Genomic DNA, 26289 nt, shown 5'->3' with positions numbered 1-26289 from the left:
CTTACCACTTGATGGATGCGCGTGGCTGTGGCCGGGTCGGGATTTCCTTGAGCAATCCACCGACCCCCATACCTGCAATATGCGCCGCCGTAGTCTCAATCCCGCAGGCCACGCGCGACAAAACCCAATCCGCACCATTCAGTGCGGGAGAGCGCGCACACCCCGGCAAACCGATTACGGGTCTGGCGTCCAGCAGACCGGTGAACAACAGGTTGCCCGGATCTACTGGCATTCCAAACCGATCCACCTGACCGCCTGCAACACGAACGGCCTGCGGCGCGACATCATGTGCATCCGAAGTTGCTGAGCCCGTCAAGATCAGGACAATATCCCCTTTAACACCCGTCAATGCAGCAGACAGCGCCTGAATCTCATGTGGCACCACCCGAATGTCATCCAAACCCATACCCAGGGCTTCGACACGCCCTCGGATTGCGGCAATACCCTTGTCGTTCGAAACACCTCCGGGGATGTCTGTGACGATCAGGCCAGCACTGCGAAACACCGGGCCAGACAGGCGCACCGCCCCTTGTGCCAGCGCCGAGGCACGCACCACATCTTCGCCGGGAACGGCATAAGAAATGACTTTGATCGTCGCCACCATCCCGCCTGATCCCATCTGTTGATATTGGGGAACTGTGGCCACGGTAATCATTGGGTTAACCAAGTTGAACGCTTCCAGCGCCTGTACGTCCAGAACAGTGACTCCGGGGCCTCTCGCCAAGAGGTTAACGCGCCCTGTGAACGGCTCGGTGACGCGCAATCCCACGGTTGCCGGGTCCGGGGCCAAAGCCTCTGCCAACCTCCGGGCAGCGTCGTTTTCGTGACAATCACCGGGTTCCAGCTGCGCAACAGTGACCGAGGTCAACCCGGCGGCGGCCATTTCATCCAGATGAGTTTGCGTGAGCAAGAGGCCCTTACGCAGCTTTGTGTCTTGGGCTTTTACTGAATGCGCCAGAATTGCACCGGCGGCCTCGCGCAGAGGAACCGAGCCAAACTTCATGCTTTGCCCCGCAACACTGCAGTCATTTCGGCCAATATTGAAATCGCAATTTCCGCGGGATCGGCGGCGCCGATATCCAAGCCTACGGGACCGTGAATCTGTGAAATCTGCTTTTCAGTAAATCCGGCTTCTTTCATCCGGGTGACGCGTTTCGCATGCGTTCGATTAGACCCCAGCGCCCCAATATAGAACACACCGGCTCTCAGGGCTGCCTCTAACGCGGGATCATCCAGTTTTGGATCATGGGTCAGCAAGACAACAGCCGTTCGCGCATCCATTCCAAGCTTTGCAACGGCCTCATCCGGCCAATCCGTCAGCACGGTTTCCTGAGGGAATCTTGCGGCGGTTGCAAACGCATCTCGCGGATCCACAATCGCAGGGTCGTACCCCGCAATTCGCGCCATCGGGACCAGGGCCTGAGCAATATGAACGGCCCCGACCACTATCAACCGCAAGGGCGGATTGTGGACCGAAACAAATGTCTTCGCATCCTCTTCGAAACCGGACCGGTCCATGCGCATGCGTTCGGGATAACGATCGCGCTGCAACGCACGATGGCCGGATTCGATATTCACCTCATAAGCCACAGGCTCGCGCTGCGCGCGTGCAGCGACCAGATCGCGCAATATGCTTTCAGGAAGGACCGATCCAATAGGTTCGACCAGTACCCGAATTGTTCCGCCACAGGCCAGCCCGACCGCAAAAGCATCTTCGTCACTGACCCCGAATTCAAGTAGGCGCGCTTCACCCTCTTCGATCGCTTCCAACGCCTCGACAACAACCGCACCTTCGACACAGCCACCCGATACTGACCCCTCAAAGCGGCCATCACCTGCTATCACAAGCTGAGCGCCAACACGTCTGGGGGCACTGCCCCAAGTCTGAACAACCGTAGCCAGCGCAACTGGCTTTCCCGTTTCATACCAATCCAGAGCAGTCTCGGGGCTGTTGTCGAATCTGTCCATATCGCCCTCCTGGCGTTTCCCGCACCAACATAGGCAGGTTTGGCAGGATGAAAAGTAAGCCATCAGGCTAACTCATGGGCCTTGAAAGAAATTCCAAATGCTATGCAAAGCCCCGCGGGTTTCAGCCGAACATCCCAAGCATTGATTGCCAGCCCTCCCGATTCTGACCTAAACGCGGATCATGCGCAGCTGTGACGCAGATTATTTTCAAAAGGAGACAGAGACTTGAAACACATTATTACACTCGGATCAGTATTGGGAATGCTAGCAGCGACAGTGGCCAGCGCAGATACCTTCCTGCGCTATGGCGAAGTGGACGGATGGAAAATCTTCATCGACGAAGACAAGAAATCCTGCCTGATCGAAGCTGTCGATGACGCGGAAAACGTGGTTCAGATGGGCCTGACCGAAGACCGCGGCGTGGGATATGTTGGCGTATTCACCAAAGCTGAAACCAACATCAAGCGTGGCGAAACCGAGGCTGTGGCGATCCTGCTGGGCGAAAACCTGTATCTTGGAGAAGCCACCGGCATGAAGGGCAACATCACCAAAGGCTATTCGGGTGGCTATGTGCTGTCGGATGACCCCAAGTTTGCCGAAGACCTTGCCAAACAGAAAGTTATGGTTGTGTTCCCCGAAAAGGAATTCGCCTTCACCGTTGATCTGACCGGTACGTACAAAGCGATGGAAATGGCGCGTAAGTGCAACGAAGAACAGCTTGGTTGAGACCTACTTCGAAAGCGCGGCCATCAACCGCGCTTTCTCACCCATGTCATCCGGTTTTGAGATGACTTTGGCCAGATCTTCCAGCGACGCAATGGAATGACCGGCCCGAAAGCTGTCAACATGGGGAAGCATCGCCGCCACCCCCTGCGCTTTTGGCGCAAAGCCATCCCATCGCAACAAAGGGTTCAGCCAGATCAAACGGCGGGCTGACAGATGCAGGCGCTGGATTTCTTTTCCAAGCACCTCGGGTTCGCCCCGATCCAGACCATCCGTAATCAACAACACCACCGCACCCTGCCCCAGAACCCGGCGCGACCAGTCACGGTTAAAAGCGTGCAGGCATTCCCCGATCCGCGTGCCACCCTCCCAATCTTGCGCCTCGGCCCCTGCCGCCGACAGGGCAGCATCCACATCGCGTTGGCGCAGGTGCCGGGTGATATTCGTCAACCTCGTGCCGAAGGTAAACGCATGAACCTTGGCCCACCCCGCGCCCTTGACGTTTGAAACCGCATGCAGGAAATGCAGGATGATACGAGAGTACTGGCTCATAGATCCTGAGATATCGCAGAGAACGACAAGGTTCGGCCACCGTTGTTTCGGCTTCAAATACGCGATGTCCCGCAGTTCACCACCCTGCCGCATGGATGCGCGCAGCGTGCGGGCGCGGTCGATCCGATGCCCAAGGTGGCTGGCTTGGCCTCGGCGCGACTCGATTGGTTTTACCGGCAATTTGAGCTGTGCCAGAATGCGCTTGGCCAAGGCAATTTCTTCGGTGCTCATTTGCTCAAAGTCTAGATTGCGCAACCGTTCTTCCGAGGACGCGGTCCGCGACGCATCTATCTCCAGCTCAGTTTCTTCCTCGATGTCAGTGTTGTCAGGCAAGTCCCGTTCGACGCCGTCCAGCAGAGCCTCGGCCGCGCGTTTCTCTGCAGCTTCGGCCTTGCGCTCTTCCTGAACGCCGCGGATCGCGGGCAGCATCATGGACATCATGTGTTCCATGTAACGTGGGTCGCGCCAATACATGCGGAAAATCTGCGCAAATACTGCCCGATGCTCGGGTCGGGTCACGAAACAAGCGTGCAACGTCCAGTAAAAATCCCGCTTTTCCGAGAAGCCCGCAACCTGAACCGCCCGGATCGCATCCACAACCCGCCCGGTGCCAATCGGCAGCCCTGCCTTGCGCAAAGCCCGCGCGAAATGAGTGATATTCTGCGCCAGTTTTGGGTTGTCGGGGATTTCGAGAGGGAGCTGTTCAGCCATCAGGCAGGTTCCAGCGACGCCTTGGCTTCATCCAGAATGCGTTTCGCCTCGGACCCTTGCAGTTGCTGGATATCGTCCTGATATTTCAGGATCGCTCCCAGCGTGTCGCCGATCACTTCGGGGCTAAGGTTGATGACGTCCAGCGCCAGCAGGCATTTGGCCCAGTCGATCGTCTCGGCCACGCCTGGTTTCTTGAACAGATCCTCTGTGCGCAGGTGTTGGACAAAGGCGACGACCTCTCGGCTTAGCGCCTCGGCGACCTCGGGTGCGCGGGCGTTCAGAATTTCAATTTCACGGTCAAAATCCGGGTAATCGACCCAATGGTACAAGCAACGGCGTTTCAGGGCGTCATGCACCTCTCGCGTTCGGTTCGATGTAACGATGACAATCGGTGGCTCCGGCGCTTTGACAGTGCCCAATTCGGGGATGGTGACCTGAAAATCGCTGAGCGCTTCCAGCAGGAAGGCCTCAAACGGTTCATCCGTGCGGTCAAGTTCGTCAATCAACAGGACGGGAGCCCCGTTTTCATCCGGGCGCATGGCCTGCAGCAACGGACGCTCGATCAGGTAGTCGTCAGAAAACAATTCGGTCTGCAACGAACCCCGGTCAGCGCCGCCCGAGGCTTCGGCGGTTCGGATCGCAACCATTTGCGCCGGGAAATTCCATTCGTAAACCGCCGAGGAGGCGTCCAGCCCTTCATAACACTGCAGGCGGATCAGGCGACGGTTCAGACCAGCGGCCAGCGCTTTGGCAATCTCGGTTTTCCCGACACCTGCCTCACCCTCAAGAAATAGCGGGCGGCCCAGTTTAAGCGACAAAAACACCACTGTCGCCAAGGCCCGACCGCAAACGTAACCCTGTGAGCCCAGCATTTGCTGCACGGTATCAATGGAATCTTGCTGCGTCATGGAACCCTCTTTCTTTCGTTGCTTAACAGGTCATGCAAGCGCGGGGGCGTCAAGGCCCCGGCCCCGCCACCCAGACGCCATCGCGGCAGAGAGGTGAAGTTTTTGCACCAGATCCTCACGGTTTGGTTGGTCTTTGGCCGAGGCTGTGCTAGCGGGTGCGCATGACTGATACGCTGACCATTCGCCGCCCCGATGACTGGCATCTGCATTTGCGCGATGGCGCCATGTTGCAGGCCGTTCTGCCCGAAACCGCACGCCATTTTGCCCGTGCGATCATAATGCCGAACCTTGTTCCGCCAGTTGTGCGCGGCGATCAGGCCGCCGCATATCGCGACCGCATTCTGGCCGCCCTGCCCGAAGGCATGCCGTTCGAGCCGCTGATGACCTTGTACCTGACCGAAGACACCGACGCCGAGGATGTCGCCGCAGCCCATGCAAGCGGGCTGATCAAGGCCGTAAAGCTGTATCCCGCAGGCGCAACCACCAATTCCGCCTCGGGCGTGCGTAATTTCGACAAGGTCCGCCCGGTGCTTGAGAGAATGGCTGAGATCGGTCTGCCGATGTGTGTCCATGGTGAAGTCACCGATGCCGAGGTCGACATTTTCGACCGCGAAGAGGTTTTTATCGATACGATACTTGATCCACTGCGCCAGGCGACTCCTGGTTTGCGGGTCGTGATGGAACACATCACGACGGCTCAGGGTGCGATTTATGCGCAATCCGGTGGAGATGATCTTGCTGCAACAATCACGGCCCATCACCTGATCATCAACCGCAATCACATCCTGGTGGGCGGGATCAAACCGCATTACTACTGCCTGCCCGTGGCCAAGCGCGAGACCCATCGCCAGGCTTTGATGAGCGCCGCAACTTCTGGGATGTCTTGCTACTTCCTTGGCACCGACAGCGCGCCACACACAGATGCAAACAAGGAAATGGCCTGTGGCTGTGCGGGATGCTTCACCGCTACGAACACAATGTCCCTTGTGGCCGAGATGTTTGACAAAGCCAGTGCGCTGGACAAGCTGGAAGGGTTCACATCATTGAACGGACCTGCGTTTTATGACCTGCCGGTGAATAAAGAAACCATCACCCTTACCAAGGGCGACCCCGTTGAATATCCCGACAAGATCGAAACTGACGACGGCCCGGTAACAGTATTCAAACCCGGGTTCCCCTTGCACTGGCGCGTCGTCTAACGCGCCAGCATTTTCGCCAGATCACGGGTGCGGCCACCGGTACGCAGCATCGACCAGATCGCGTCTGCGTCCTCGGCACCGATCAGCTTGGCCGCCTTGCTTCTGACCCGGTCTTCCCGGTCGGCCAATGTCATAGGGCCAAGCAAATCGTGGCTGGCTTGTTTTCGAGCCCCATCGCGGCGCAGCAAAGACAGATCCGCTTGAGTTTCAGACAGCGTCTCATCGGCTTCGACTGAAATCCGGTCCCGCAGCGATTGCAGGCGCCTATCCGCACATACCTTATCCGAAAAACTGTCTGGCAAGGCTGTGTCATATCCCAGCGCTTGCATAGCAATAACCGTCCGGTAGGAAAACTTGGCCCCCAACCCGGTGGTCGGAGAGGTTTGATTACACACTGACATCCAGCGCGGGTGGGTCCTGATCCTGATCTCGGCTACTTCGGGTTCAGCAATATCCAGGTCACGTGCAGCCTCTAATGCGGCGTGCAACCCATGACAGCAGGCATGAAACTTATGGCTTACATCTTTGAACAGCCACGTCTCTCCGATTCCATCCAGAGCAGCGGCCTGTTCGGACTGACCCATATGGGTTGCACCAAAACCATAGGGCCCCTCAAGCGCATCCGAGTTGGGATCAAACCCCTTGGACACCAACAGCGCAGCCTCAACCCCTGCAGCGGCAGCTAGCCCAGCATTATAGGGCTTTCCCATCGTGCCGAAATGAGCTTTCAGCCCTGCGGCGCGGGTGGCAGCCAGACCAAGAACCCGGCGCATCTTTTCCGTATCGAACCGCAGCACCCGGCCAGCGGCGACCGCCGCACCAAAGGCACCTGACGTCGCGGTCTGATGGAACCCGCCCTGGTAATGCGTACGCCCCAGCCAAAGCCCTACGCGGATCGAAACCTCCATCCCGACAAGAGCGGCCTCAAGGACATCGACAAGAATCCGGTCGTCCCAATCACAAAGGGCAAAGGCCGCAGGCATAACCGCGACCGAAGGGTGCCCGATATGCGCAAAATGCGTGTCATCATAATCCAAAGCGTGGGAAATGGTTCCGTTAACCAAACCAGCTGCCCTGACGGGAGCCAGCCCCCCGCCAAACAGATGGGCCTGCGGGTTGCCTCCTTCATCCAGAACCAGTGCGCGCACGGTCTGAGATACGGGTTCGCTAACACCGACGCGGCCAACAGCCACCCAATCCAGCGCAGACAGAGAGGTTACGAGACGGGCCTCTGACGAGGTCGCAACAGCCCCCGAGGCAAAATCGGCCAATGCTGTGGTAAAATCAGTCATGAGGCGCAGTCTAGCAAGCGCCGGTTTCGGGTAAAGACTTAGCTGTACAATTCCTCTGCCCGGCCCTCGAACGCCCTCACGATCCTGTGCATCGCCTCATTGAAGACCACTCCGATGATACCCTGAAGAATGGCATTCTTGAATTCGAAATCAACATGGAACGAAACGTTGCACCCGCCTTCTGCCGCGTCCTCGAAATGCCAGTCCGACTTCATGTATTTGAAGGGCCCATCCAGATATTCCGTGTCGATCCGGCGTTGTTCGGCAAACAGGGTAACCCGGCTGCCAAAGCGTTCGCGGAACACTTTGAACGAAATGATCAGGTCAGCTTCCATCACCTGTGCCTCTCCTGCTGCATATGAGCGTCGGATACGTGCAGCCGCACACCAGGGCAAAAACTCGGGATACTTTGCTACATCGGCAACCAGATCGTACATCTGTTGCGCAGTGTAAGGCAGGTGTCGCGTTTCCGAATGTATAGGCATGGCGTCCGGTTTTTGCAGGTGACAATGGCGCGTCATGTCGTATGTTGCGCGCCAAAGATCAAGGGGGCAGTGATGAGCCAGCGCGGATATGTGATTGATGAGATGATCTCGGCAAAGGCCATTGCCGCCAGGATCGAAGAACTTTGCCGCGAAATCACTGCCGAATTCGACGGAACCGACAAGCTGGTTGTTGTCGGCCTGCTGCGTGGTAGCTTTGTCTTTATCGCCGATCTGGTGCGCGAATTGGACTTGCCCATTGAAGTGGATTTCCTTGAGGCGTCATCCTACGGGGATGCGATGGAAAGCAGCCGGGAAGTCCGCATTCTAAAAGACCTGCGCGGCGCTATTGAGGGTCGCGACGTTCTGGTAGTCGAGGATATCGTCGACACCGGGCACACGCTGAACCATGTTACTCATCTGCTGCAAAGCCGCGATCCTGGAAAACTTCGCTCGATCGCACTACTGGACAAGCCCAGCCGGCGCGAAGTCGATTTCCGTTCGGACTGGATCGGGTTTGAAATTCCTGATGAGTTTGTTGTGGGTTACGGGATCGACTACGCACAGCGCAATCGCAACTTGCCATTTATTGGTAAGGTTCGTTTTATCGAAGACTGAGAAGGGTAAAAATAGACCCAGATTCCAATAGTCAAAGTTGCTGCGCACCTTTGCATTCACTTAATTGAATACCATTGGACAACGCCCTCAACAACAGATTACCCTCCAATCATCTTGGGAGGATTCTGCTTATGAAAGTAATGTCTATTGGGCTTCTGGCGACTTGCGCAGTCGCCGCAACGGTTGGTCTTGCGGACGCAAAAGACAACAAGGGCAAAGGGAAAGGTCCAGACAAGTCGAAAATCGAAAAGTCGATAAAGACCAATAATGGCGTTGGTGTACCGCCCGGACAGATCAAGCGTTATACGCGAGGTCAGAAACTCCCTAACGATCTGAATTTTGACTATCTTGATGACCTGGACGGCTGGAAGTTGAAGCCCCTACCCGCCGGTCAGCGATATATCCGCGTGGATGACGAAATCCTGTCGATATCTGATGAAACTAAGACAGTCATTGATGCCGTTGGAATAGTGAGCGATCTCGTAAACTGAAGTTTCAGCCATTAAGTGATCGAATTGCGGCAACAAATACGTCTACTCCTACCGAGATAAGTGCGTCTGGGAAATCATAGTCAGGGTTATGCAATTGCGGATGATCCTGCCCCGACCCCAGCCAGAACATGGCCGTTTTTGCGCCTTTCCCAAATTGCCCGAAATCTTCTGAGAACTTTTGCGGCGTCTCTGTTGAATGGCACGGTACTCCACGCTCGGCGCAGGCCGTTGCGATGATGCTCACCGCGTCGCTGTGATTGACGCAGGCCTCGAAGACATCGTCATAGGTGATCTCAACCTCCAGACTGTCGGCCGATGCGGCGCGGCGCGCCAGTGCCTCGGCCTCGGTCATCAGCGTCTGCATCCGGGCATCTGAAACGGTGCGCAAGGTTACCCAGATCTCGGCCTGTCCCGGAGCGACGCCGAAAGTCGGCTCTCCCAAACGGGCATGCGTCACAGTTGTCAGCGCAAAATCGGCATCCAACGCGCCGCCTGCGCCTAAACTCGCCAGCTTCGAAACCAGTTCGGACATCGCCTCAGCCGGGGAAATCCCATCCTGAGGCGCAGCCGCATGGGACGTTTTGCCGGTCAGGATGATTTTCATCCCGCGCGAGGCGCAGTTAGCCGAACTCTGACACAACTCAACAGCGCCAAGTTCCAACCCCGGCAGGTTGTGCAGAGAGAACACGTAGTCCGGCGCGATCTTCGCGAATTGAGGGTCCGCGCGAAAGGCGATGGCGCCCCGCCCGGTTTCTTCAGCCGGTTGAAAGATCAAAACCACCCGACCCTTTTGGGGTCGGTGACGCGCCAGGTCTTCGGCAACGCCAAGCACCATCGCCATGTGCCCATCATGGCCACACAGATGCCCTTTGCCCGGAACCTTCGACACATATAGGTGCGTGCCAAGTTCTTGAATCGGCAGCCCATCCAATTCGCACCGGATACCAACGGTTGGCCCAGCCTGCCCACTGTCAAAAACCGCGGCAACGCCATGCCCTCCCAGTCCGGTAAGCACATGGTCCACACCGAACCCCCGCAAAAGATCTGTTATGCGGGCAGCGGTCTCACGCTCGTGCCCGGATAGTTCGGGATATTGATGCAGTTCGTGGCGCAGGCGTGTCAGCCGCGCATGCGCTTCAGGTGTCACCCCTGTTCCAGCTTTTTCCGGCGTGCCTCACGCAGCCGGGCAAAATCGTCTCCGGCGTGATAAGACGACCGGGTCAAAGGTGTGGCCGATACCATCAGGAACCCTTTGCCATAAGCTGCCTTTTCATAGGATGCGAATTCTTCCGGCGTTACGAACCGATCGACTCCGTGGTGTTTGGGCGTGGGCTGCAGATACTGACCGATGGTCAGGAAATCAATTTCAGCGGCGCGCATATCATCCATGACCTGCCGGACCTGCTGACCATCCTCACCCAAACCGACCATGATCCCGGATTTGGTAAAGACCGACGGGTCCAGCTCTTTCACGCGCTGCAATAGACGCAAAGAGTGGAAATACCGCGCGCCCGGGCGCACTTCGGGATAGAGGCCGGGTACGGTTTCAAGATTATGGTTAAAGACGTCTGGTTTTGCCTCAACGACAACTTCTAGAACGGACGGATCGCATTTCAGAAAGTCGGGCGTCAGAATTTCGATCGTCGTACCCGGAGACCGGTGACGCACGGCGCGAATGGTCTGCGCAAAATGCTCTGCCCCGCCATCTGCAAGGTCATCGCGGTCGACAGAGGTGATGACCACATGGTTCAACCCCAGCTTTTCAACCGCATGAGCAACGCGACCCGGTTCAAACGCATCCAGCGAATCCGGGCGACCGGTGGCGATGTTGCAAAAGGTACAGCCGCGAGTACAAATCTCGCCCATGATCATCATGGTCGCGTGGCCCTGGCTCCAACATTCACCGACATTGGGGCATCCGGCTTCTTCGCAGACCGTAACCAGATTGTTGTCACGCATGATCTTGCGCGTGTCAGCATAACCCTGACCACCGGGCGCTTTGACGCGAATCCAACTGGGCTTTTTCGGCTGCGAATTGTCGGACCGATGAGCCTTTTCTGGGTGTCTTTGTTCGGGAATGTTCAGATCGCGCACGGCCTGTCTTTCTGACTTTGGGTCAATTCGGTTTACCCATAACATAAACTGACCTCTGCTATTACACCACCCATGCATAGCCGCTATGCATCTGGGTGAAAGACTTTGACGTCTCAGGGCCAAAATTCTAAATAATTTCCTATGATTAACTGCAACTTACGCGTTCATGGGTCGATTCTGACGCAGCTGGAACATCGGCCATTGAAGCCGATTTGGAATCCTTTTAAGTCCACGAAAACCGTACGTGATTCACAGGAGTTCGATCATGAAATCTGGCACCAAACTGCCCGAAGTGACCTTTCACACCCGCGTCCGAGACGCCTCTGTCGAAGGACCAAACCCCTTCCGCTGGGAAGACAAGACCACGGCGGACTATTTCGCAGGAAAACGCGTGATTCTGTTCTCACTGCCTGGCGCATTCACCCCGACATGCTCGACCTATCAGTTGCCCGGTTTTGAAAACGGCCACGCAGATTTCAAAGCCGCAGGTGTGGACGAAATCTATTGCATGTCCGTGAATGACAGCTTTGTCATGAACAAATGGGCACAGGATCAAAGCCTGAAAAACGTCAAGGTCATCCCTGATGGCTCGGGCGAGTTCACACGTAAAATGGGCATGTTGGTCGACAAAGATAATCTAGGCTTTGGCATGCGGTCCTGGCGCTATGCGGCCATCATCAATGACGGCATCGTAGAAGCCTGGTTTGAAGAGCCTGGACTGATGGATAACTGCCCCGAGGATCCCTATGGCGTTTCGTCACCGGAAAACCTGATGAAACATCTAAACGAAGTCAAAGAGCCGGAACTGGCCTGAGTTCGTCCTCAACAGAAAAGCCCGCTTCAGGCGGGCTTTTTTGTGACTAGCGCGTTTGCGTGACAATGCTCTCGCCGACGGTGCGAATGGTTTCCGCCAGGCTTTCGAACCAATCTTCCTGCGAGGTAGAAGATCGACGAACTAGCCCCACTGTCCTTGCGGGCTGCGGCGAGGCAAATCGCATCAGCTCAAGACCCGGTACCGCGTCGGATTCGGAACGGGCGGCAAGCTCTGGCATGAGCGTCAATCCAAACCCTTCGGCAACCAAACGGGATAATGTCGCCAAAGACGAGGCACCCATGTTAATCAGACCGCTGCTGCGGTCCTGACCACAAACCTCCAGGGCCTGATCCGTCAGGCAGTGCCCATCATCCAGTAGCATAAGCTGTGCATTTTGAAGGTCCAAAGGGCGCAAACGCTCTGTATCGCTGGAAAAATTGCGCAACCGTGCCGAACTTCCGGCCAATAAGAACCGATCCTCGAACAAGGGAAGTTCGAACAATTCGCTTCCCCCGGAGGGCAGCGCGATCACACCTGCGTCGATCTCACCAGCGCGCAGCATCGTCAACAGGCGCTCTGTCCGCGCTTCGCGTATCTGCACTCTCAAAGAAACATCGGCCGCCCTTAACCCCGCCAGAACACCTGGCAGAACATAGGGCGCAATCGTCGGGATTATTCCGATCGACAAAGACCGATGCCCGCTTGAGTGATCCTTGGCAAATTGGTCGAGCCTGTCCGAGGCACCAAGTATCTGACGCGCATATACAAGCACATCCCGCCCCAAAGGGGTAAGCAATATGTCACGGGCCTTACGCTCGAACAGGGCACCACCGAGGGTTTCTTCTAACGCCTTGATCTGAACAGATAATGCCGGTTGCGAAACGTTACACATCTGTGCCGCCCGCCCAAAGTTGCGCTGTTGCGCAACAGCGTTAAAGTATAGGAGCTGTCGAAGGGTAAAGTTCATAACCCCTAGCTATCACTCCACCCTGAAACCGCAACCAAAACCGATCAAAGCGTTATCCGATCATACGGCTGCGCTCTTCCTGATCCTGGTAGTGACGTTTCAGGCGCTGTAATGCGATACGCAAAACGATTTTGCCGGACCGCGCTGACCACCCCATTCGCTTTTCCGCCAATTCCAACCCCTCCAGATAGCAACAGCAGCGCAAAGCCACGTCGCTCAACCCCGGTCCAAGATCAGACAATGCACGCTCTACGCGGTCGCGCGCTTCTGAAGAACCCCGGTTGCCAGTGTCGTCGCTTCCAAAACTTCCGCGCCCACCGGCAGTCAGGAAATGGTCCCAGTTCTGTGCAACCTGAGGTCCGATCTGAGCCAGTTCAAAATCCTCGCGCAGGCGCTCTCCTGCCCCGACAAGTGCTTCATCTAAAAACGGCTTTCCATCCCGATCCCGACGCCTTGCCAGGGCGATCAGCGGGCTTTCTGCGGCGCTATAGCGCATTCTTCTGGGACGTTCTGGATGGGCGCGATTTGTCGTCGCGTGAGAGGGCGCCCCATGAAACGAAGCAGGCGCGTCTGCCATTCCATGTTCGTTGCGAGACCTTGCCTGGTTCTCGAAATCGGCCATTAACTGGCTCAGTGCCGTACGGCCCGCGCTGGTAATCCGGTAGCGCGATATCCGGCCTGGGTTGTCGCAGGAAATCCAATCCTTCAACGCCAATGCCTGTGCGATCCTGCAATCAACCACTGCAGTCCTGGTCGCAGCGGCGTCGCCGGTATCGCGCACCACCACTGCTTTGTTCATTTCTTCAGCGACAGCCAGGACCGAACCGGTCTCACACAGTCTGCGCAGTACCCTTAGGGCCTCGTGGTTGAATTCCTCTTCTTTTTCGACGTGTGAATTATGACTGAACGCTGAAACCGTGCGATCAGAAGCATCATTGACCGAAAAATGTTCTTCGGCCAACGACTGCAAAGCCGCATCCACCAATGGATCGTCACGGCGCATCTCAATTCGGCGGATTTGTCTAAGAATGGTCGAAGCATGGCACCCCGCAGATCGCGCAATATCGCGGATCGACTGGCCGGTTTCTGTGTGGGCCAGGTATCGTTGTGCCCCCTCAGGTACCCAAGCCGGAATGGTGAAAGCCATGTTGTTTTCCATAGTTCTGTGCCCTCATCGACGAAACAATCTGTTCTCTATCGCCCCCGGTGACTTTGTTAACCAATCCTAACTAGAGTCGCTTTCGTTACTCGTTCGTTAATTGCCGGAGGTGATGACCAGATTTCATTCAAATTCATAAACACTCATGAAGCGTGAGTTCGGGGAGAACCCGATTAAGGCAACACCCGCTTAGGTTGTGAAACAAATGGGCCAACGTTAATCCGACAAGTGGAGCCCAAATATGCAGGACCTGATGACCATGATTTCCGCCCTCCGCCGCCCCCGCCTATTGGCACGGGCAGCCAAGCACGGGGCGCAGGACTATGATCGGGACCGCCACCTGCAACGCATACTTGGGTACGGATCGCTGCCTGGGTCGGGCGCGGCGCTGATGCGTTTGATGGATATTGAACGAGAGGTTAACGCGCAGAGACTGGCAGAAGATGCAGGCTATTCGCTGGTCCGTCATTTGGACCTTCTGATCGCGCTATTGGGTGAGGCGCAGCTGTACAAAGCCAGCCGCGCCTCACAGTTTTCAGTTATCAGCTGAAAGCGTCCGGCATAGAGGCCTTTTTCTTTTCAACATATTCGGTCAAAGCGCTGTGAATTCCCGGGTCGAGTTCCGGTTGCTTGTAGTTGGCAATCAAATGCTCGACCCGAGACGAGGCCAACTGCCGCGTATCGCGCGCGCCCTCGTCTTCCCAGGTTTCGTAAGGTTTGTAGTCCAGCAGGTCGGACTTCCAGAACGCCTCTTTGAAGTTTGCCTGCGTATGGGCACATCCCAGATAGTGGCCACCCGGGCCGACCTCGCGGATTGCGTCCATGGCCTGAGCGTTCTCATCATAGGCCACACCCTTGGCCAGACCGTGCAGAACGCCAAGTTGATCTGCGTCCATGACGAACTTTTCAAAGTCCGCAACCAGGCCACCTTCAAGCCAGCCGCAGGAATGCAGCATGAAGTTCACACCCGCCATCAGCCCCATGTTCAGCGAGTTCGCGGTCTCATAAGCGGCCTGCGCATCGGGCAGTTTCGAGCCACAGAACGACCCGGCTGAGCGGAACGGCAGACCCAGACGCCGCGCCAGCTGTCCCGCGCCATAGGTAACCATTGACGCCTCGGGTGTGCCAAAGGTTGGCGCGCCTGAGTTCATGTCGATCGACGAAACGAAAGCACCAAAGATAGCAGGCGCTCCCGGGCGGATGATCTGACTGTACGCGACACCGGCCAAAACTTCGGCCAGAACCTGTGTCAATGTCCCCGCTATCGAAACCGGCGCCATCGCACCACCGACGATGAACGGCGAGATGATGCAGGCCTGATTATTCCTGGCGTAGACTTCCAGCGACCCCATCATCACATCGTCGAAGGTCATCGGCGAGTTGATGTTGGTCAGCGAAGTCATGACCGTGTTTTCCTGAACAAACTCTTTGCCGAACAGGATCTCACACATTTCCACTGAATCCTGAGCGCGGCTGGGATCGGTGACCGAGCCCATGAATGGCTTGTCCGATAAGGTCATATGCGCCATCAGCATGTCCAGGTGACGCTTGTTCACCGGAACGTCTGTGGGTTCGCACACAGTACCGCCCGAGTGGTGCAGCCACTTTGACATGTAAGCCAGTTTCACGAACTTGTTGAAATCGTCCATGGTCGCATAGCGACGGCCACCTTGCGCATCACGCACGAACGGAGGGCCATAGACCGGCGCCAGAACCAGATTGCGACCGCCGATGACCACGGACTTTTCAGGGTTTCTTGCGTGCTGCGTGAACTCGCTTGGCGCAGTTTTGATCAACTCGCGCGCAAGGCCGCGTGGGATGCGCACCCGTTCGCCATCCACATCGGCGCCCGCGTCTTTCCAACGTTCCAGCGCCGCAGGGTTGTCGACAAAATTGACGCCGACTTCGGCCAGAAGCGTTTCCGCATTTGTTTCGATGATCTGCAACGCTTCTTCGTTGAGAACCTCGAAATTCGGAATATTGCGTTCGATGTACTTTGCGGTCTCGATACGAACCGCTGTACGTTCGGCCCGGCGGGCAGCGCCACCGCCACCTCTCGCCCTGCGCCGGGTGTTTGCCTCTGTCATGAGAAAATCCCGTATCAGTTGTTGAATTTACATGTGTGTTACAGGAACCCGCCGCAATGGCAGTCGTGGATAACGGCGCTATAGGGGAAAAAGCGACAAAATGTCGGGGACAACCGCCACAAATGACCCAGCACATGTTTTTAAAGTCGCGCGGGTCTTCGTCATTCGTTTCGGGACCGTCCACCAGACTAGCGGGCCCTAACCGCGACCAACTGGCGTGTCTATACCACTTGAAATCCCTTGCGCTTATCATCTTCGCAACCTAGTAGCAGACCCATGACCCAAGACACCCATGACCGCCTTCTGATCATCGACTTCGGCAGCCAGGTAACGCAACTGATTGCGCGCCGCCTGCGCGAGCTGAATGTCTATTGTGAAATCCATCCTTATCAGAATGTTACCACGGACTTTGTTCGGAAAATGGCCCCAAAGGCCGTTATTTTCTCGGGCGGTCCCGATAGCGTGACACGAGAAGGGTCTCCGCGGGTCCCGCAGGAAATCTTTGACATTGGCGTTCCCATCCTTGGTATCTGCTATGGCCAGCAAGTGATGATGCACCAGTTGGGCGGCAAGGTCGAAAGCGGCCATGGCACCGCAGAGTTCGGCCGCGCCTTTGTGACCCCCAAAGGCCAACTGGATATTCTCGATGGCTGGTTCACCGACGGCGATGAACAGGTCTGGATGAGTCACGGCGACCATGTCAGTGAAATCGCGCCGGGGTTTCAGGTTTATGGCACCTCGCCCAACGCACCGTTTGCGATCACCGCAGACACGTCCCGCCATTTTTATGCAGTTCAGTTCCATCCCGAGGTGCACCACACACCAAAGGGCGCCAAGCTTTATGAGAATTTTGTAAAGCTCGCCGGGTTCAGCGGCGATTGGACCATGGGTGCCTATCGTGAGCAGATGATCGCGACGATCCGCGAACAAGTGGGCGATAAACAAGTGATCTGCGGTCTGTCCGGAGGTGTCGATAGTTCGGTCGCGGCGATCCTGATCCACGAGGCGATTGGCGACCAGCTGACCTGTGTGTTCGTTGATCACGGCCTGTTGCGCAAGAACGAGGCTGACGAAGTCGTCGGCATGTTCCGCGACAACTATAATATTCGGCTGATCCACGCGGATGAAAGCGATCTGTTCCTAGGTGAGCTTGAGGGGCAAAGCGACCCGGAAACCAAGCGCAAGATAATTGGCAAGCTGTTCATCGACGTGTTCCAGAAACATGCCGACACGATCGACGGGGCGGAATTCCTGGCCCAAGGTACCCTCTACCCTGATGTGATCGAATCCGTTTCGTTCTCGGGCGGGCCTTCGGTCACGATCAAAAGCCACCACAATGTTGGTGGTCTGCCAGAGAAAATGGGCCTGAAACTGGTCGAGCCGCTGCGCGAACTGTTCAAGGACGAGGTCCGCGCATTGGGACGCGAGCTGGGTCTGCCCCAAAGCTTTATCGGCCGCCACCCCTTCCCCGGCCCTGGTCTGGCAATCCGTTGCCCCGGTGAAATCACCCGCGAAAAACTAGATATCCTGCGCGAAGCCGATGCGATCTATATCGACCAGATTCGCAAGCATGGGCTTTATGATGATATCTGGCAGGCCTTCGTGGCGATCCTGCCGGTTCGAACCGTCGGTGTCATGGGCGATGGCCGCACGTACGACTATGCCTGCGCCCTGCGGGCAGTTACCTCAGTCGACGGAATGACCGCCGACTATTACCCGTTCAGTCATGAATTCCTGGGCGAAACCGCCACCCGGATCATCAATGAGGTCAAAGGCATCAACCGATGCACCTATGACATCACGTCGAAGCCTCCGGGCACAATCGAGTGGGAATAAAAACAAGCCGGGCCAGCGCCCGGCTTTTTTGTTTCTGCGACACAAATATTTAGTTACCAATCAACATCGTAGAACTCCAAATGCGCGGGCAACTCAATGGAAAGCAGCAAACCCCAAATCGGCAAAGCCGCGCTGTGGATGATCGGGGCAATCGCATCTTTTACGTCTATGGCCGTGGCCGGACGTGAGCTGAGCGTCACCCATGACACCTTTGAAATCATGTTTTATCGCAGCCTATTCGGCATGTGTGTGGTCAGCCTTGTCCTGACGGTTACCGGAAAGTGGCATCAGGTATCGACCGAACGGATTGGCCTTCACGGGGTACGAAATACCCTGCATTTCACCGGTCAGAATCTCTGGTTCTACGCTGTTTCCGTGGCACCACTGGCACAGGTCTTTGCACTTGAGTTTACGCAACCGATCTGGGTGATCCTGCTGTCCCCGATGCTGCTGGCCGAGCGGTTGACGGTCGTGCGGGTCCTTTCAGCACTTATCGGTTTTGCTGGTATCCTTATAGTCGCACGACCGGGGGCTGTTCCGTTAAGCGCAGGAATTGTCGCCGCCGCGATGTCGGCGGTGTTCTTCGCTTTGACTACAATTTCCACCAAAAAACTCACGCGTTCTGCAAGCATCGGGTGCATCATGTTCTGGCTGACCGTTATACAGGCCGGTCTTGGGCTGGCAGCCTCTGCGATCGACGGAGAACTTGCGTTACCAACGATGGCAACCGCGCCTTGGCTTTTGCTTGTAGGGCTTGCAGGCCTATTAGCGCATTTCTGCATTACGAATGCACTCTCAATCGCACCGGCTACGGTTGTGATCCCATTCGATTTTGCGCGCCTTCCTACAATCGCGATTGTCGGTATGCTTTTCTATCATGAGGCTCTCGATCAGTGGACGCTCGTGGGGGCTGCTGTCATTTTTGTGGGTATCTTCCTTAACGTTCAGTCGGAAAACCGTAACAGTTTAGCAACAGATTCTCGCAACACTCACTAAGGGTAACGTTCAGTCACCCGTTGACCAGCTATTGTAGAGAGAGTGAAATCCACCTGTAAGAATAACTCGGTTGTGCGCAGACACCACAAATTCGCGCAACTTAGCGATATAATTGGGAGGAATGGATGAAGAAGACGCTTCTACAGGCGTGTGCTTTGTGCGTGGGCGCAACAAGCATTCAAGCCGGTGGTCTGGACCGTAGTGGACAGGGAATCAATATCATTTTCGAAGAGGGATCCGTGGTCCAACTTCGTCTTGGATATGCGTCACCCGACGTAAGCGGTGAACAAAATGGCGTAGAATCAGGTGATGTGTCGAATGCTTTCTTCTCACCGGGCCTGGCTTACAAACGTTCATTTACTGACAAACTGGACTTTGCGCTGATCTATGACGAACCATTCGGTGCGGATATTGGGTATTCCGCCGACTATCCCCTGTCGCAGAATCCAACTGCAGCGTTTGGAGGACGCAGCGGGATTCTGAGAGCCAGCGCTGATGTCGACTCCCTCACCGCATTGCTGCGCTACAAGCTTGACGGTGGCTTCAGCGCCATTGGCGGTATTCGCGCGCAACGTGCTAGCGCAAAAGTCGTTGTACCGGCAGCAGCCGGATACGAATTTGACGCGGATGCCGATACTGACTTTGGTTATCTCGTCGGGGTTGCCTGGGAAAAACCTGAAATCGCAGCTCGTGTTTCGCTGGTCTACAACTCCAAGATCACTCACGATCTGTCGTCGACCGAGTCGTTCAACGTAGTGCCGCCCGTCCCCGCCGGGCTGCAAACAATCGATGACACGACCAGGGTCGAGACACCGCAATCCATCAACCTGGATTTCCAGACCGGGGTTGCCCCAAAAACGCTGGTGTTCGGATCGATCCGCTGGGTTGACTGGCCTCAGACAGTAGTGGCACCTGCCGCCTATGTCGGGATCGTTGGGGACAACCTCGTAGACTTTGACGACGACACATTCACCTATACTCTTGGAATGGGATATCAGTTCTCAGAGGCTTTTTCTGGCGCGATATCCACATCTTACGAAAAGTCGAATGGTACCGAAGTATCAAACTTGGGGCCGACTGACGGTTTCTGGAGCATTGGCGTAGGCGGTACTTACACCGTGGAAAATGCTCAGATCTCGGGCGGTGTCCGTTATACGGACATTGGCGATGCGACAACCACCACGGGTGGTGAATTCAGCGGCAACTCTGCCTGGAGCGTCGGCCTTCAGTTGACCTACTCTCTGAACTGATCAGCGGCAAAACTGTTCACAAGGCTCCGCCCTCCGGCGGAGCCTTTTTTGCATAGATCCGCATGATCACGAATTGAGATGATGCGGTCCTGCGTGGCAAGGAACAGATATCTACTCCCATTCTGGCATAACGAAACCTGTGCCCAAGACTGTTGGTTCTAAACAACCGCTGCACGCGCGATTGACGCCGCCCCCCGCCCGTTTTAGCAAGGTCGGAAAAGGGATAGTGGACAATGATCTACAACTCGGCAAAAGACTGGCGGGAAGCCGCGCGCAAAAAGGTGCTGTTTTTTGGCATGTCAGGCCTGGGAAAGACCTATGTGTCCAACGTTCTGCGCGATTCCGGGGACTGGTTCCACTATTCGGTCGATTACCGGATCGGCACGCGATACATGGGCGAGTATATCATCGACAACGCCAAGGCCGAGGCCATGAAGGTCCCTTTCCTGCGTGACCTGCTGTTGTCTGATTCCATTTACATCGGATCAAATATCTCGTTCGAGAACTTGACCCCTGTCGCCGCTTATCTGGGAAAACCGGGCAACCCGGCACAGGGCGGCATGGAGCTGACAGAGTATAAACGCCGTCAGGAACAATTCCGTTTGGCAGAAATCCACGCTCTGCTGGATACCGAGTATTTCGTGGATCGGGCGCAGAGATTGTACCAATACCCGCATTTCATTTGCGATACTGGCGGTTCGATATGCGAATGGGTTGACCCCAATGATCCGCGGGATCAGGTCCTGACTGAGCTGTCGCGTCAAACGCTGATGATTTGGATCAAAGGCGATGACGACCACACGTCCGAGCTGGTCAGACGCTTTGACCGTGCGCCCAAGCCCATGTCTTATCAGCCCGAATTCCTGACACGTGTCTGGGACGAATATCTGACCCAACAGGGCTGTTCCGCCGAACAGGTCGATCCAAACGCATTCATTCGCTGGACCTATGCCAAAGCTCTTGCGCACCGGCAACCGAGATACAGGGCGATGGCCGACAACTGGGGTCTGACGATCGCTGCCAGCGACATGCACAGTATTCGCGACGACGGTGATTTCGATGAGTTGATCGAACGTGCACTTGAGACCCGGCCAAAGCGCGATTAACTACGGCACTTACACTCTCAAACCAAAGGCTTGCATCCGATGCCGATCAAGATTCCCTCTGACCTGCCCGCATATGACGTTCTCACCAATGAGGGCGTCATGGTCATGTCCGAGGATCAGGCAATGCGTCAGGATATTCGCCCCCTTCGGATCGGGTTGCTGAATCTGATGCCCAAGAAGATTCAGACCGAAAACCAGTTCGCGCGACTCATCGGTGCAACCCCTCTGCAGATCGACCTGTCGCTGATCCGTATGACCGAACATCGGACCAAGAACACCGCAGCCGAGCATATGGCCGAGTTCTACCGCCCGTTTCAGGAGGTAAGGAACCAAAAATTTGACGGCCTGATCATCACCGGCGCCCCGATCGAACATCTTGAATTCGAGGATGTCACCTATTGGGAAGAAATCAGCGAAGTATTTGACTGGACCCAGACAAATGTCCATTCGACCTTTGGCGTGTGCTGGGGCGGAATGGCGATGATCAATCATTTCCATGGGGTGCGTAAGCATATGTTGGACGCCAAGGCTTTCGGATGTTTCCGGCACCGCAATCTGGCTCCCTCCTCACCGTTTCTGCGCGGGTTTTCCGATGATTGCGTCATCCCGGTCAGCCGGTGGACCGAGATGAAGCAGGCCGAAATCGACAACGCTACGGGCCTGACCACCTTGCTGGGTAGTGATGAGGCAGGCCCCTGCTTAGTCGAAGATAAGGACCATCGTGCGATTTATATCTTCAACCACTTTGAATATGACAGTGATACGCTCAAGCAGGAATATGATCGCGATATCGACAACGGCACACCGATAAACGTGCCGATGAACTACTATCCAGACGACGACCCCTCGCGCCGGCCTCAGAACAGATGGCGCAGCCATGCGCACCTGCTCTATGGCAACTGGATTAACGAAATCTATCAGACAACTCCATTCGATATGGATCAAATTGGTTCTTAAAACCATCATAGCTCTTGCCCTGCTGATTGCTGGCCTGGCAACCGTAACAACTTGGCGCGTGTCACGGAACGAAGCTGTAGCCGAGGCCAGTTTCCCACCCGAGGGTCAGCTGATCGACGTCGATGGAGTCAGCGTTCATGCCGTAGTCATGGGGCACGGGCCCGATGTCGTGCTGATCCACGGGTCCAGTGGCAACACTCGGGACATGACTTTTGCCCTCGCACCAATTCTGGCAGAAGATTTCCGTGTCATTGTTTTTGACCGGCCCGGACTGGGGTATTCCGACAGCTTCAATCCGGACGGCGAAACCCTTGAAGAACAAGCCGAAATCCTACGCCGTGCAGCTGTCAAGCTGGGCGCGGACAAACCCATTGTTGCAGGGCAAAGCTATGGCGGGTCGGTGTCGCTGGCCTGGGCGGTTACACAGCCCGAACACATCTCGGCGCTGGTGTTGATTGCCCCCGCCGCGATCCCTTGGGAAACGCCGCTGGATGGTTTCAACCGAATGGCCGCGACCAAGCCCGGAAACGCGCTTGTGCTGCCGTTGATCAATGCCTTTGTCCCCGATTGGTATGTCGAGCAGGCCTTAGACGGTGTCTTTTCCCCCCAAACTGCACCCGAAGGCTATGCCGAACATTTCGGCCCCGGGCTGACCATGCGCCCGGCTTCGATGCATGCCAACGCAATGCAACGCGCCAATCTGTTGGACGAAGTTCGTGCGCTGCAGCCGCGCTATAAGGATATTTCGGTCCCGACCGAGGTTGTGCATGGCACCGCCGACACAACGGTCGGGTTGGAATGGCATGCGGAACCCCTGATCGACCAAATCCCCGGCGCTGAACTGATCGAATTGCCGGGAATTGGCCATATGCCACAGATCGTGGCCGCACCCGAAGTAGCGGCCGCAGTCATCCGGGCTGCTCAGCGGGCGGGTTTGCGTTAATTCCGAGGCTAATCCATAGTAAGATATGGATTTTATCGCGAGGTGACTCATGACACGAACTGGCAAAGGCACCATCGAGGAATATTACAAAAAACGTGCACCAGAAGAAGTCCGGAACGAGATCAAAGAGGCCGATAAGGATGACATTCTGAACCCTACATACCCCTATGACGAACGCATGAAGCGTAAGGCGTATGAGAAACAAATGCAGTCCCTGCAGATCGAGCTTGTGAAAATGCAGCTTTGGGTGAAGGAAACTGGCCAGCGTGTCGCTGTTATCTTCGAAGGCCGCGATGCCGCTGGAAAAGGCGGGACGATCAAGCGGTTCCGTGAGAACCTGAACCCGCGTGGGGCTCGGAACGTTGCGCTCAGCAAGCCATCGGATCAAGAGCGCAGCCAATGGTATTTTCAGCGCTATATCCCACATCTGCCCGCAGCCGGAGAAATCGTGTTTTTTGACCGCAGCTGGTATAACCGCGGCGTGGTGGAAAATGTGTTTGGGTTCTGCAACACAAAACAGCGTGAACGCTTCTTCCGCCAGGTTCTGCCGTTAGAGACCGGCCTGTGTGACGATGGTATCCGCTTGTTCAAGTTCTGGTTGAACGTCGGACGGGCCGAGCAGTTGAACCGGTTTCTTGCGCGCGAAACGGACCCATTGAAACACTGGAAACTAAGCCCAATCGATATCGCTGGTTTGGACAAATGGGATGAATACTCTGCTTCGATTTCCGAAACCCTTACACGCAGTCACAGCGAAGCCTGCCCCTGGACCATAGTTCGTTCCGACGACAAGAAACGGGCAAGGCTGGCAGCAATCCGAACCGTGCTTCATGCGCTGGACTATGATGAAAAGGACAAAAATGCGATTGGCGATATCGACACCAAGATATGTGGCGGGCCAGATATCTGGGATGCCTGATCTTTCTTGCCGGCCAATATCATCACAAAGATTGGACGAATACGTGCTACCGGTTTATGTCTTAGTTCCTCAAGAATTGTACAAAAAAGGCGTCTGAATCAGGGATGACAAAACGCGGGTATCACCACGGCAACCTGAAACAGGCTCTGATCGACGCAGCTCTGTCCCTGATCGAGGAAAAGGGTCCGACCGGGTTCACCCTGTCAGAGGCTGCAAAAGCTGCAGGCGTCACGCCTGCAGCTGTTTATCGCCACTATCACGGGCGCGAGGACCTGATCGCCGAGGCGGCGCGTCAGGGGTTCGAGATGTTCGCCGATCTAATTCAATTCGCTTATGACAAAGGCCAGCCTTCGGCGCTGGCTGCATTCGAAGCAACCGGGCGCGCCTATCTGGCCTTTGCTCGCAAGAATCCTGGCCACTATATCGCGATGTTCGAAAGTGGGATTTCCGTCAACCGCACCCCAGAACTTGCCCTGGCTGCAAACCGGGCCAGAGATGTTCTAGAAAAAGCTGCAGCCGATCTGTCGCAACATATTCCGCCGGAAAAACGTCCGCCGGCTTCAATGTTCAGCGCACATATCTGGGCGCTGAGTCACGGTGTAGTCGAATTGTTTGCCCGTAACACCGGCGCCACCGCACCCTTCCCGCCCGAAGATCTTTTGGAAACGGGGATCGGTATTTATCTGCGGGGACTAGGGCTGGTGCCTCCGGACGAATAAGGCCGTCAGAACACCGGTTTCCGTTGCGGAATGCTGAGACCGGATGTGACATTAATCAGATCCATCTCACCCATACCCTTGATGTCCACACGCCCGATATCAGAGACCTGAAACTCGTCAATCAGGGCGTATTTCATTTCTTCAGGCGCAACAATATTCATTGGGTTTGCAAAGACTTGTAACCGGGAAGCGATGTTCACGGCGGGCCCGAAAACATCATAGACATATTTCTGAATACCAACCACAGATCCTACCGCTGGCCCCATACCCAGCCCCACACGTGCCTGCCACTTGTGCGGATGGCTTTCATTTCTCCGCTCAAGATAGCGAAGGAACCTGACTGCACAATGGGCAGCAGCAGTCGCATGATCTGGCGTAGCATCCGGCATGCCTGACACCGCAAGATAAGCATCGCCAATAGTCTTGATCCGCTCACATCCGAACTGTTCGACGATCCGGTCAAAGGCCGTAAAGATGTCATTCAACTCGCTTAGGGTAACCGTCGGGTCCGTCTTGGCGGCAAAATCCGTGAACCCCACAAAGTCCAGCATCACAACTGACACCTGATCGTAAAGCTGCGGCGTGACCACACCGAATGTCTTGAATTCTTCATAAACAGCGCGCGGCATCAGGTTCAGCAACAGCCTTTCAACCCGCTCCTTCTCACGCTCCAACTCGCGCGTGTTGCGTTCGACCATAGTCGAGTAGCTGTCAATCATGCTTTCAAGTTCGCGGATTTTGGTGATGTTCTGAAACTCGATGACCAGAACCTGTTCCGAAAGACCGTTTGCCAGAGAAACTGCCGTTGCGAAAACCAATGTCCTGCGTTTCGGCTTGATCTGCAATTCGACCGAGTATCTGAGCCCAGATTGCTTTACGTCTTCAAGTTCACGCGCATCAAGGTCAGGAAAAATATCCAACAATGTCTGTCCATCAGCCGGAGGGCCAAACCATTCCTGAAATGGGCCGTTGCAGAATACGAATGTAAGATCCGAAGCCCGAACCACTGCGACACCAACACCGATCGCGCGCAGCAGTTGTTCATTGATCGCAAGAATGCTCATGCCGCATCGCGCGTAACAATAATTGCACGTTTGGATTCGATCGCTCCCAAGGCAATCTTTACGTGCCGATCTTCCATTCCATGTAACGCCAGCGCTTCACCAAACAGATCTGCCATTTCGTCGAAATCTGCGTGCGAGATGTTCAGATTTCTGTGAACCGCTTCAATTCGATCATCACTAAAAGATGTCGGGCCACCGATCAGAGACGATACGAACTTGGTCTGGTGATCAATCAGCCTTGGCATGTCGATATCTTCGAAATGGTCACCGATCTGATCAGACTCCAGTGCCATTTCGTAAAAGGTCATAACGATCCGGCTGATCGTTTTGAAACCGCCATAATGCTCATAGATTGTCTGACCCACACCAACCCCAAACCGGAAAAACACCAACAACACTGGAAGATTATATCAATTTGACGGTTTTGTTAACGC

At 55.6% G+C, this 26289-nt stretch carries 27 protein-coding genes; 14 read left to right on the top strand and 13 right to left on the bottom strand.

All coding sequences use genetic code 11. The features are described 5' to 3' along the window. Position 1 precedes the first annotated feature (1 nt). Positions 2-1003, bottom strand: coding sequence for a molybdopterin-binding protein (locus AC2FJ5_RS12015; RefSeq protein WP_496793486.1), 1002 nt, complete (start codon positions 1001-1003; stop codon positions 2-4). Then, positions 1000-1968: an XdhC family protein gene (locus AC2FJ5_RS12010; protein ID WP_496700895.1), complete on the bottom strand. Its 969-nt coding sequence runs from the start codon at positions 1966-1968 to the stop codon at positions 1000-1002. Before AC2FJ5_RS12010 ends, AC2FJ5_RS12015 begins: the two co-directional genes overlap by 4 nt. A gap of 225 nt (positions 1969-2193) precedes the next feature. Between AC2FJ5_RS12010 and AC2FJ5_RS12005 the strand changes: the two genes are divergently transcribed. After that, positions 2194-2694, top strand: coding sequence for a hypothetical protein (locus tag AC2FJ5_RS12005; protein WP_246097135.1), 501 nt, complete (start codon positions 2194-2196; stop codon positions 2692-2694). A gap of 3 nt (positions 2695-2697) precedes the next feature. On the opposite strand, the gene AC2FJ5_RS12000 is transcribed toward AC2FJ5_RS12005, so the two are convergent. Together AC2FJ5_RS12000 and AC2FJ5_RS11995 are read right to left on the bottom strand one after the other, a co-directional pair. Continuing rightward, a complete protein-coding gene (locus AC2FJ5_RS12000) occupies positions 2698-3954 on the bottom strand; it encodes a vWA domain-containing protein (protein WP_496793485.1) in 1257 nt (418 codons plus the stop codon). Beyond that, a complete protein-coding gene (locus AC2FJ5_RS11995; protein ID WP_271946832.1) occupies positions 3954-4862 on the bottom strand; it encodes an AAA family ATPase in 909 nt (302 codons plus the stop codon). Before AC2FJ5_RS11995 ends, AC2FJ5_RS12000 begins: the two co-directional genes overlap by 1 nt. A gap of 161 nt (positions 4863-5023) precedes the next feature. On the opposite strand from AC2FJ5_RS11995, the gene pyrC reads away from it, so the two are divergent. After that, a complete protein-coding gene (pyrC, locus tag AC2FJ5_RS11990; protein WP_496793483.1) occupies positions 5024-6061 on the top strand; it encodes a dihydroorotase in 1038 nt (345 codons plus the stop codon). Here pyrC and AC2FJ5_RS11985 read toward each other — a convergent pair. Together AC2FJ5_RS11985 and AC2FJ5_RS11980 are read right to left on the bottom strand one after the other, a co-directional pair. After that, positions 6058-7353 (bottom strand): MmgE/PrpD family protein, encoded by a 1296-nt coding sequence (locus tag AC2FJ5_RS11985; RefSeq protein ID WP_496793482.1) that lies wholly within the window; start codon positions 7351-7353, stop codon positions 6058-6060. The genes pyrC and AC2FJ5_RS11985 overlap by 4 nt on opposite strands. 38 nt (positions 7354-7391) lie before the next feature. After that, a complete protein-coding gene (locus AC2FJ5_RS11980; protein WP_142634123.1) occupies positions 7392-7838 on the bottom strand; it encodes a type II toxin-antitoxin system RatA family toxin in 447 nt (148 codons plus the stop codon). A 72-nt stretch (positions 7839-7910) separates the two neighbouring features. Between AC2FJ5_RS11980 and hpt the strand changes: the two genes are divergently transcribed. After that, positions 7911-8453 carry a hypoxanthine phosphoribosyltransferase gene (gene hpt, locus AC2FJ5_RS11975; protein ID WP_142634125.1) on the top strand — a complete coding sequence of 181 codons (543 nt, stop codon included), beginning with the start codon at positions 7911-7913 and terminating at the stop codon, positions 8451-8453. Between the two features lie 131 nt (positions 8454-8584). Continuing rightward, entirely contained in the window at positions 8585-8944 is a 360-nt protein-coding gene (locus AC2FJ5_RS11970; protein WP_496700207.1) for a hypothetical protein, read from the top strand. A gap of 4 nt (positions 8945-8948) precedes the next feature. Here AC2FJ5_RS11970 and AC2FJ5_RS11965 read toward each other — a convergent pair whose 3' ends face one another. Both AC2FJ5_RS11965 and lipA read right to left on the bottom strand, forming a co-directional pair. Beyond that, positions 8949-10091 carry an amidohydrolase gene (locus AC2FJ5_RS11965; RefSeq protein WP_496708389.1) on the bottom strand — a complete coding sequence of 381 codons (1143 nt, stop codon included), beginning with the start codon at positions 10089-10091 and terminating at the stop codon, positions 8949-8951. Continuing rightward, positions 10088-11038: a lipoyl synthase gene (gene lipA / locus AC2FJ5_RS11960; protein ID WP_496793481.1), complete on the bottom strand. Its 951-nt coding sequence runs from the start codon at positions 11036-11038 to the stop codon at positions 10088-10090. Before lipA ends, AC2FJ5_RS11965 begins: the two co-directional genes overlap by 4 nt. Before the next feature lie 265 nt (positions 11039-11303). On the opposite strand from lipA, the gene AC2FJ5_RS11955 reads away from it, so the two are divergent. Beyond that, positions 11304-11852: a peroxiredoxin gene (locus tag AC2FJ5_RS11955; protein ID WP_496793480.1), complete on the top strand. Its 549-nt coding sequence runs from the start codon at positions 11304-11306 to the stop codon at positions 11850-11852. Positions 11853-11898: 46 nt separating this feature from the next. Here AC2FJ5_RS11955 and AC2FJ5_RS11950 read toward each other — a convergent pair whose 3' ends face one another. Continuing rightward, positions 11899-12819, bottom strand: coding sequence for a hydrogen peroxide-inducible genes activator (locus tag AC2FJ5_RS11950; RefSeq protein WP_496793478.1), 921 nt, complete (start codon positions 12817-12819; stop codon positions 11899-11901). Positions 12820-12871: 52 nt separating this feature from the next. Then, on the bottom strand, positions 12872-13978 hold the full coding sequence (locus AC2FJ5_RS11945) for a DUF6456 domain-containing protein (protein ID WP_496793477.1): 1107 nt from the start codon (positions 13976-13978) through the stop codon (positions 12872-12874). Positions 13979-14219: 241 nt separating this feature from the next. On the opposite strand from AC2FJ5_RS11945, the gene AC2FJ5_RS11940 reads away from it, so the two are divergent. Continuing rightward, positions 14220-14528, top strand: a complete 309-nt coding sequence (locus tag AC2FJ5_RS11940) for a DUF6477 family protein (protein ID WP_142634139.1) — start codon at positions 14220-14222, stop codon at positions 14526-14528. On the opposite strand, the gene AC2FJ5_RS11935 is transcribed toward AC2FJ5_RS11940, so the two are convergent. Beyond that, on the bottom strand, positions 14521-16065 hold the full coding sequence (locus tag AC2FJ5_RS11935) for a trimethylamine methyltransferase family protein (protein ID WP_142634141.1): 1545 nt from the start codon (positions 16063-16065) through the stop codon (positions 14521-14523). The two genes, AC2FJ5_RS11940 and AC2FJ5_RS11935, sit on opposite strands and share 8 nt — an antisense overlap. Before the next feature lie 276 nt (positions 16066-16341). On the opposite strand from AC2FJ5_RS11935, the gene guaA reads away from it, so the two are divergent. The 8 genes from guaA to AC2FJ5_RS11895 all read left to right on the top strand — a co-directional run bounded on the left by guaA (position 16342) and on the right by AC2FJ5_RS11895 (position 24791). Further along, complete coding sequence (gene guaA / locus AC2FJ5_RS11930) at positions 16342-17901, top strand: glutamine-hydrolyzing GMP synthase (protein ID WP_142634143.1); 1560 nt, start codon at positions 16342-16344, stop codon at positions 17899-17901. 96 nt (positions 17902-17997) lie between these two features. Then, a complete protein-coding gene (locus tag AC2FJ5_RS11925; protein WP_496793476.1) occupies positions 17998-18897 on the top strand; it encodes a DMT family transporter in 900 nt (299 codons plus the stop codon). Positions 18898-19022: 125 nt separating this feature from the next. Next, entirely contained in the window at positions 19023-20147 is a 1125-nt protein-coding gene (locus AC2FJ5_RS11920; RefSeq protein ID WP_142634147.1) for an OmpP1/FadL family transporter, read from the top strand. Positions 20148-20380: 233 nt separating this feature from the next. Further along, positions 20381-21253, top strand: coding sequence for an ATPase (locus AC2FJ5_RS11915; RefSeq protein WP_496749034.1), 873 nt, complete (start codon positions 20381-20383; stop codon positions 21251-21253). A gap of 39 nt (positions 21254-21292) precedes the next feature. Further along, positions 21293-22210, top strand: coding sequence for a homoserine O-acetyltransferase MetA (gene metA, locus AC2FJ5_RS11910; RefSeq protein ID WP_496793474.1), 918 nt, complete (start codon positions 21293-21295; stop codon positions 22208-22210). After that, the gene (locus AC2FJ5_RS11905; protein ID WP_496704923.1) at positions 22194-23153 is read left to right on the top strand and encodes an alpha/beta fold hydrolase; all 960 of its coding nucleotides are present in this window, start codon (positions 22194-22196) and stop codon (positions 23151-23153) included. Before metA ends, AC2FJ5_RS11905 begins: the two co-directional genes overlap by 17 nt. 49 nt (positions 23154-23202) lie before the next feature. Continuing rightward, the gene (ppk2, locus tag AC2FJ5_RS11900) at positions 23203-24072 is read left to right on the top strand and encodes a polyphosphate kinase 2 (RefSeq protein WP_496793473.1); all 870 of its coding nucleotides are present in this window, start codon (positions 23203-23205) and stop codon (positions 24070-24072) included. 104 nt (positions 24073-24176) lie between these two features. Then, positions 24177-24791 (top strand): TetR/AcrR family transcriptional regulator, encoded by a 615-nt coding sequence (locus tag AC2FJ5_RS11895; protein WP_142634158.1) that lies wholly within the window; start codon positions 24177-24179, stop codon positions 24789-24791. Between the two features lie 5 nt (positions 24792-24796). On the opposite strand, the gene AC2FJ5_RS11890 is transcribed toward AC2FJ5_RS11895, so the two are convergent. Together AC2FJ5_RS11890 and AC2FJ5_RS11885 are read right to left on the bottom strand one after the other, a co-directional pair. Next, positions 24797-25855 (bottom strand): adenylate/guanylate cyclase domain-containing protein, encoded by a 1059-nt coding sequence (locus tag AC2FJ5_RS11890; RefSeq protein WP_496695256.1) that lies wholly within the window; start codon positions 25853-25855, stop codon positions 24797-24799. Continuing rightward, the gene (locus AC2FJ5_RS11885) at positions 25852-26253 is read right to left on the bottom strand and encodes a group I truncated hemoglobin (RefSeq protein WP_345741800.1); all 402 of its coding nucleotides are present in this window, start codon (positions 26251-26253) and stop codon (positions 25852-25854) included. The genes AC2FJ5_RS11890 and AC2FJ5_RS11885 overlap by 4 nt, the downstream gene beginning before the upstream one ends. Between the last annotated feature and the right edge of the window lie 36 nt (positions 26254-26289).

It is taken from the genome of Ruegeria sp. CDSA221 (assembly GCF_059611825.1).
Note: the sequence above shows the minus strand (reverse complement) of the source record. Positions and strands in the feature narration are given on the sequence as shown.

Coding starts and splice junctions, on each gene's coding strand:
- AC2FJ5_RS11890 (WP_496695256.1), bottom strand. CDS start 25,855: ATGAGCATTCTTGCGATCAATGAACAACTGCTGCGCGCGATCGGTGTT.
- hpt (WP_142634125.1), top strand. CDS start 7,911: ATGAGCCAGCGCGGATATGTGATTGATGAGATGATCTCGGCAAAGGCC.
- AC2FJ5_RS11955 (WP_496793480.1), top strand. CDS start 11,304: ATGAAATCTGGCACCAAACTGCCCGAAGTGACCTTTCACACCCGCGTC.
- AC2FJ5_RS11940 (WP_142634139.1), top strand. CDS start 14,220: ATGCAGGACCTGATGACCATGATTTCCGCCCTCCGCCGCCCCCGCCTA.
- AC2FJ5_RS11945 (WP_496793477.1), bottom strand. CDS start 13,978: ATGGAAAACAACATGGCTTTCACCATTCCGGCTTGGGTACCTGAGGGG.
- metA (WP_496793474.1), top strand. CDS start 21,293: ATGCCGATCAAGATTCCCTCTGACCTGCCCGCATATGACGTTCTCACC.
- AC2FJ5_RS11980 (WP_142634123.1), bottom strand. CDS start 7,838: ATGCCTATACATTCGGAAACGCGACACCTGCCTTACACTGCGCAACAG.
- AC2FJ5_RS11915 (WP_496749034.1), top strand. CDS start 20,381: ATGATCTACAACTCGGCAAAAGACTGGCGGGAAGCCGCGCGCAAAAAG.
- pyrC (WP_496793483.1), top strand. CDS start 5,024: ATGACTGATACGCTGACCATTCGCCGCCCCGATGACTGGCATCTGCAT.
- ppk2 (WP_496793473.1), top strand. CDS start 23,203: ATGACACGAACTGGCAAAGGCACCATCGAGGAATATTACAAAAAACGT.
- AC2FJ5_RS12015 (WP_496793486.1), bottom strand. CDS start 1,003: ATGAAGTTTGGCTCGGTTCCTCTGCGCGAGGCCGCCGGTGCAATTCTG.
- AC2FJ5_RS11895 (WP_142634158.1), top strand. CDS start 24,177: ATGACAAAACGCGGGTATCACCACGGCAACCTGAAACAGGCTCTGATC.
- AC2FJ5_RS11925 (WP_496793476.1), top strand. CDS start 17,998: ATGGAAAGCAGCAAACCCCAAATCGGCAAAGCCGCGCTGTGGATGATC.
- AC2FJ5_RS12000 (WP_496793485.1), bottom strand. CDS start 3,954: ATGGCTGAACAGCTCCCTCTCGAAATCCCCGACAACCCAAAACTGGCG.
- AC2FJ5_RS12010 (WP_496700895.1), bottom strand. CDS start 1,968: ATGGACAGATTCGACAACAGCCCCGAGACTGCTCTGGATTGGTATGAA.
- AC2FJ5_RS11920 (WP_142634147.1), top strand. CDS start 19,023: ATGAAGAAGACGCTTCTACAGGCGTGTGCTTTGTGCGTGGGCGCAACA.
- AC2FJ5_RS11970 (WP_496700207.1), top strand. CDS start 8,585: ATGAAAGTAATGTCTATTGGGCTTCTGGCGACTTGCGCAGTCGCCGCA.
- AC2FJ5_RS11995 (WP_271946832.1), bottom strand. CDS start 4,862: ATGACGCAGCAAGATTCCATTGATACCGTGCAGCAAATGCTGGGCTCA.
- AC2FJ5_RS11935 (WP_142634141.1), bottom strand. CDS start 16,065: ATGACAGAGGCAAACACCCGGCGCAGGGCGAGAGGTGGCGGTGGCGCT.
- guaA (WP_142634143.1), top strand. CDS start 16,342: ATGACCCAAGACACCCATGACCGCCTTCTGATCATCGACTTCGGCAGC.
- AC2FJ5_RS11985 (WP_496793482.1), bottom strand. CDS start 7,353: ATGACTGATTTTACCACAGCATTGGCCGATTTTGCCTCGGGGGCTGTT.
- AC2FJ5_RS11950 (WP_496793478.1), bottom strand. CDS start 12,819: ATGAACTTTACCCTTCGACAGCTCCTATACTTTAACGCTGTTGCGCAA.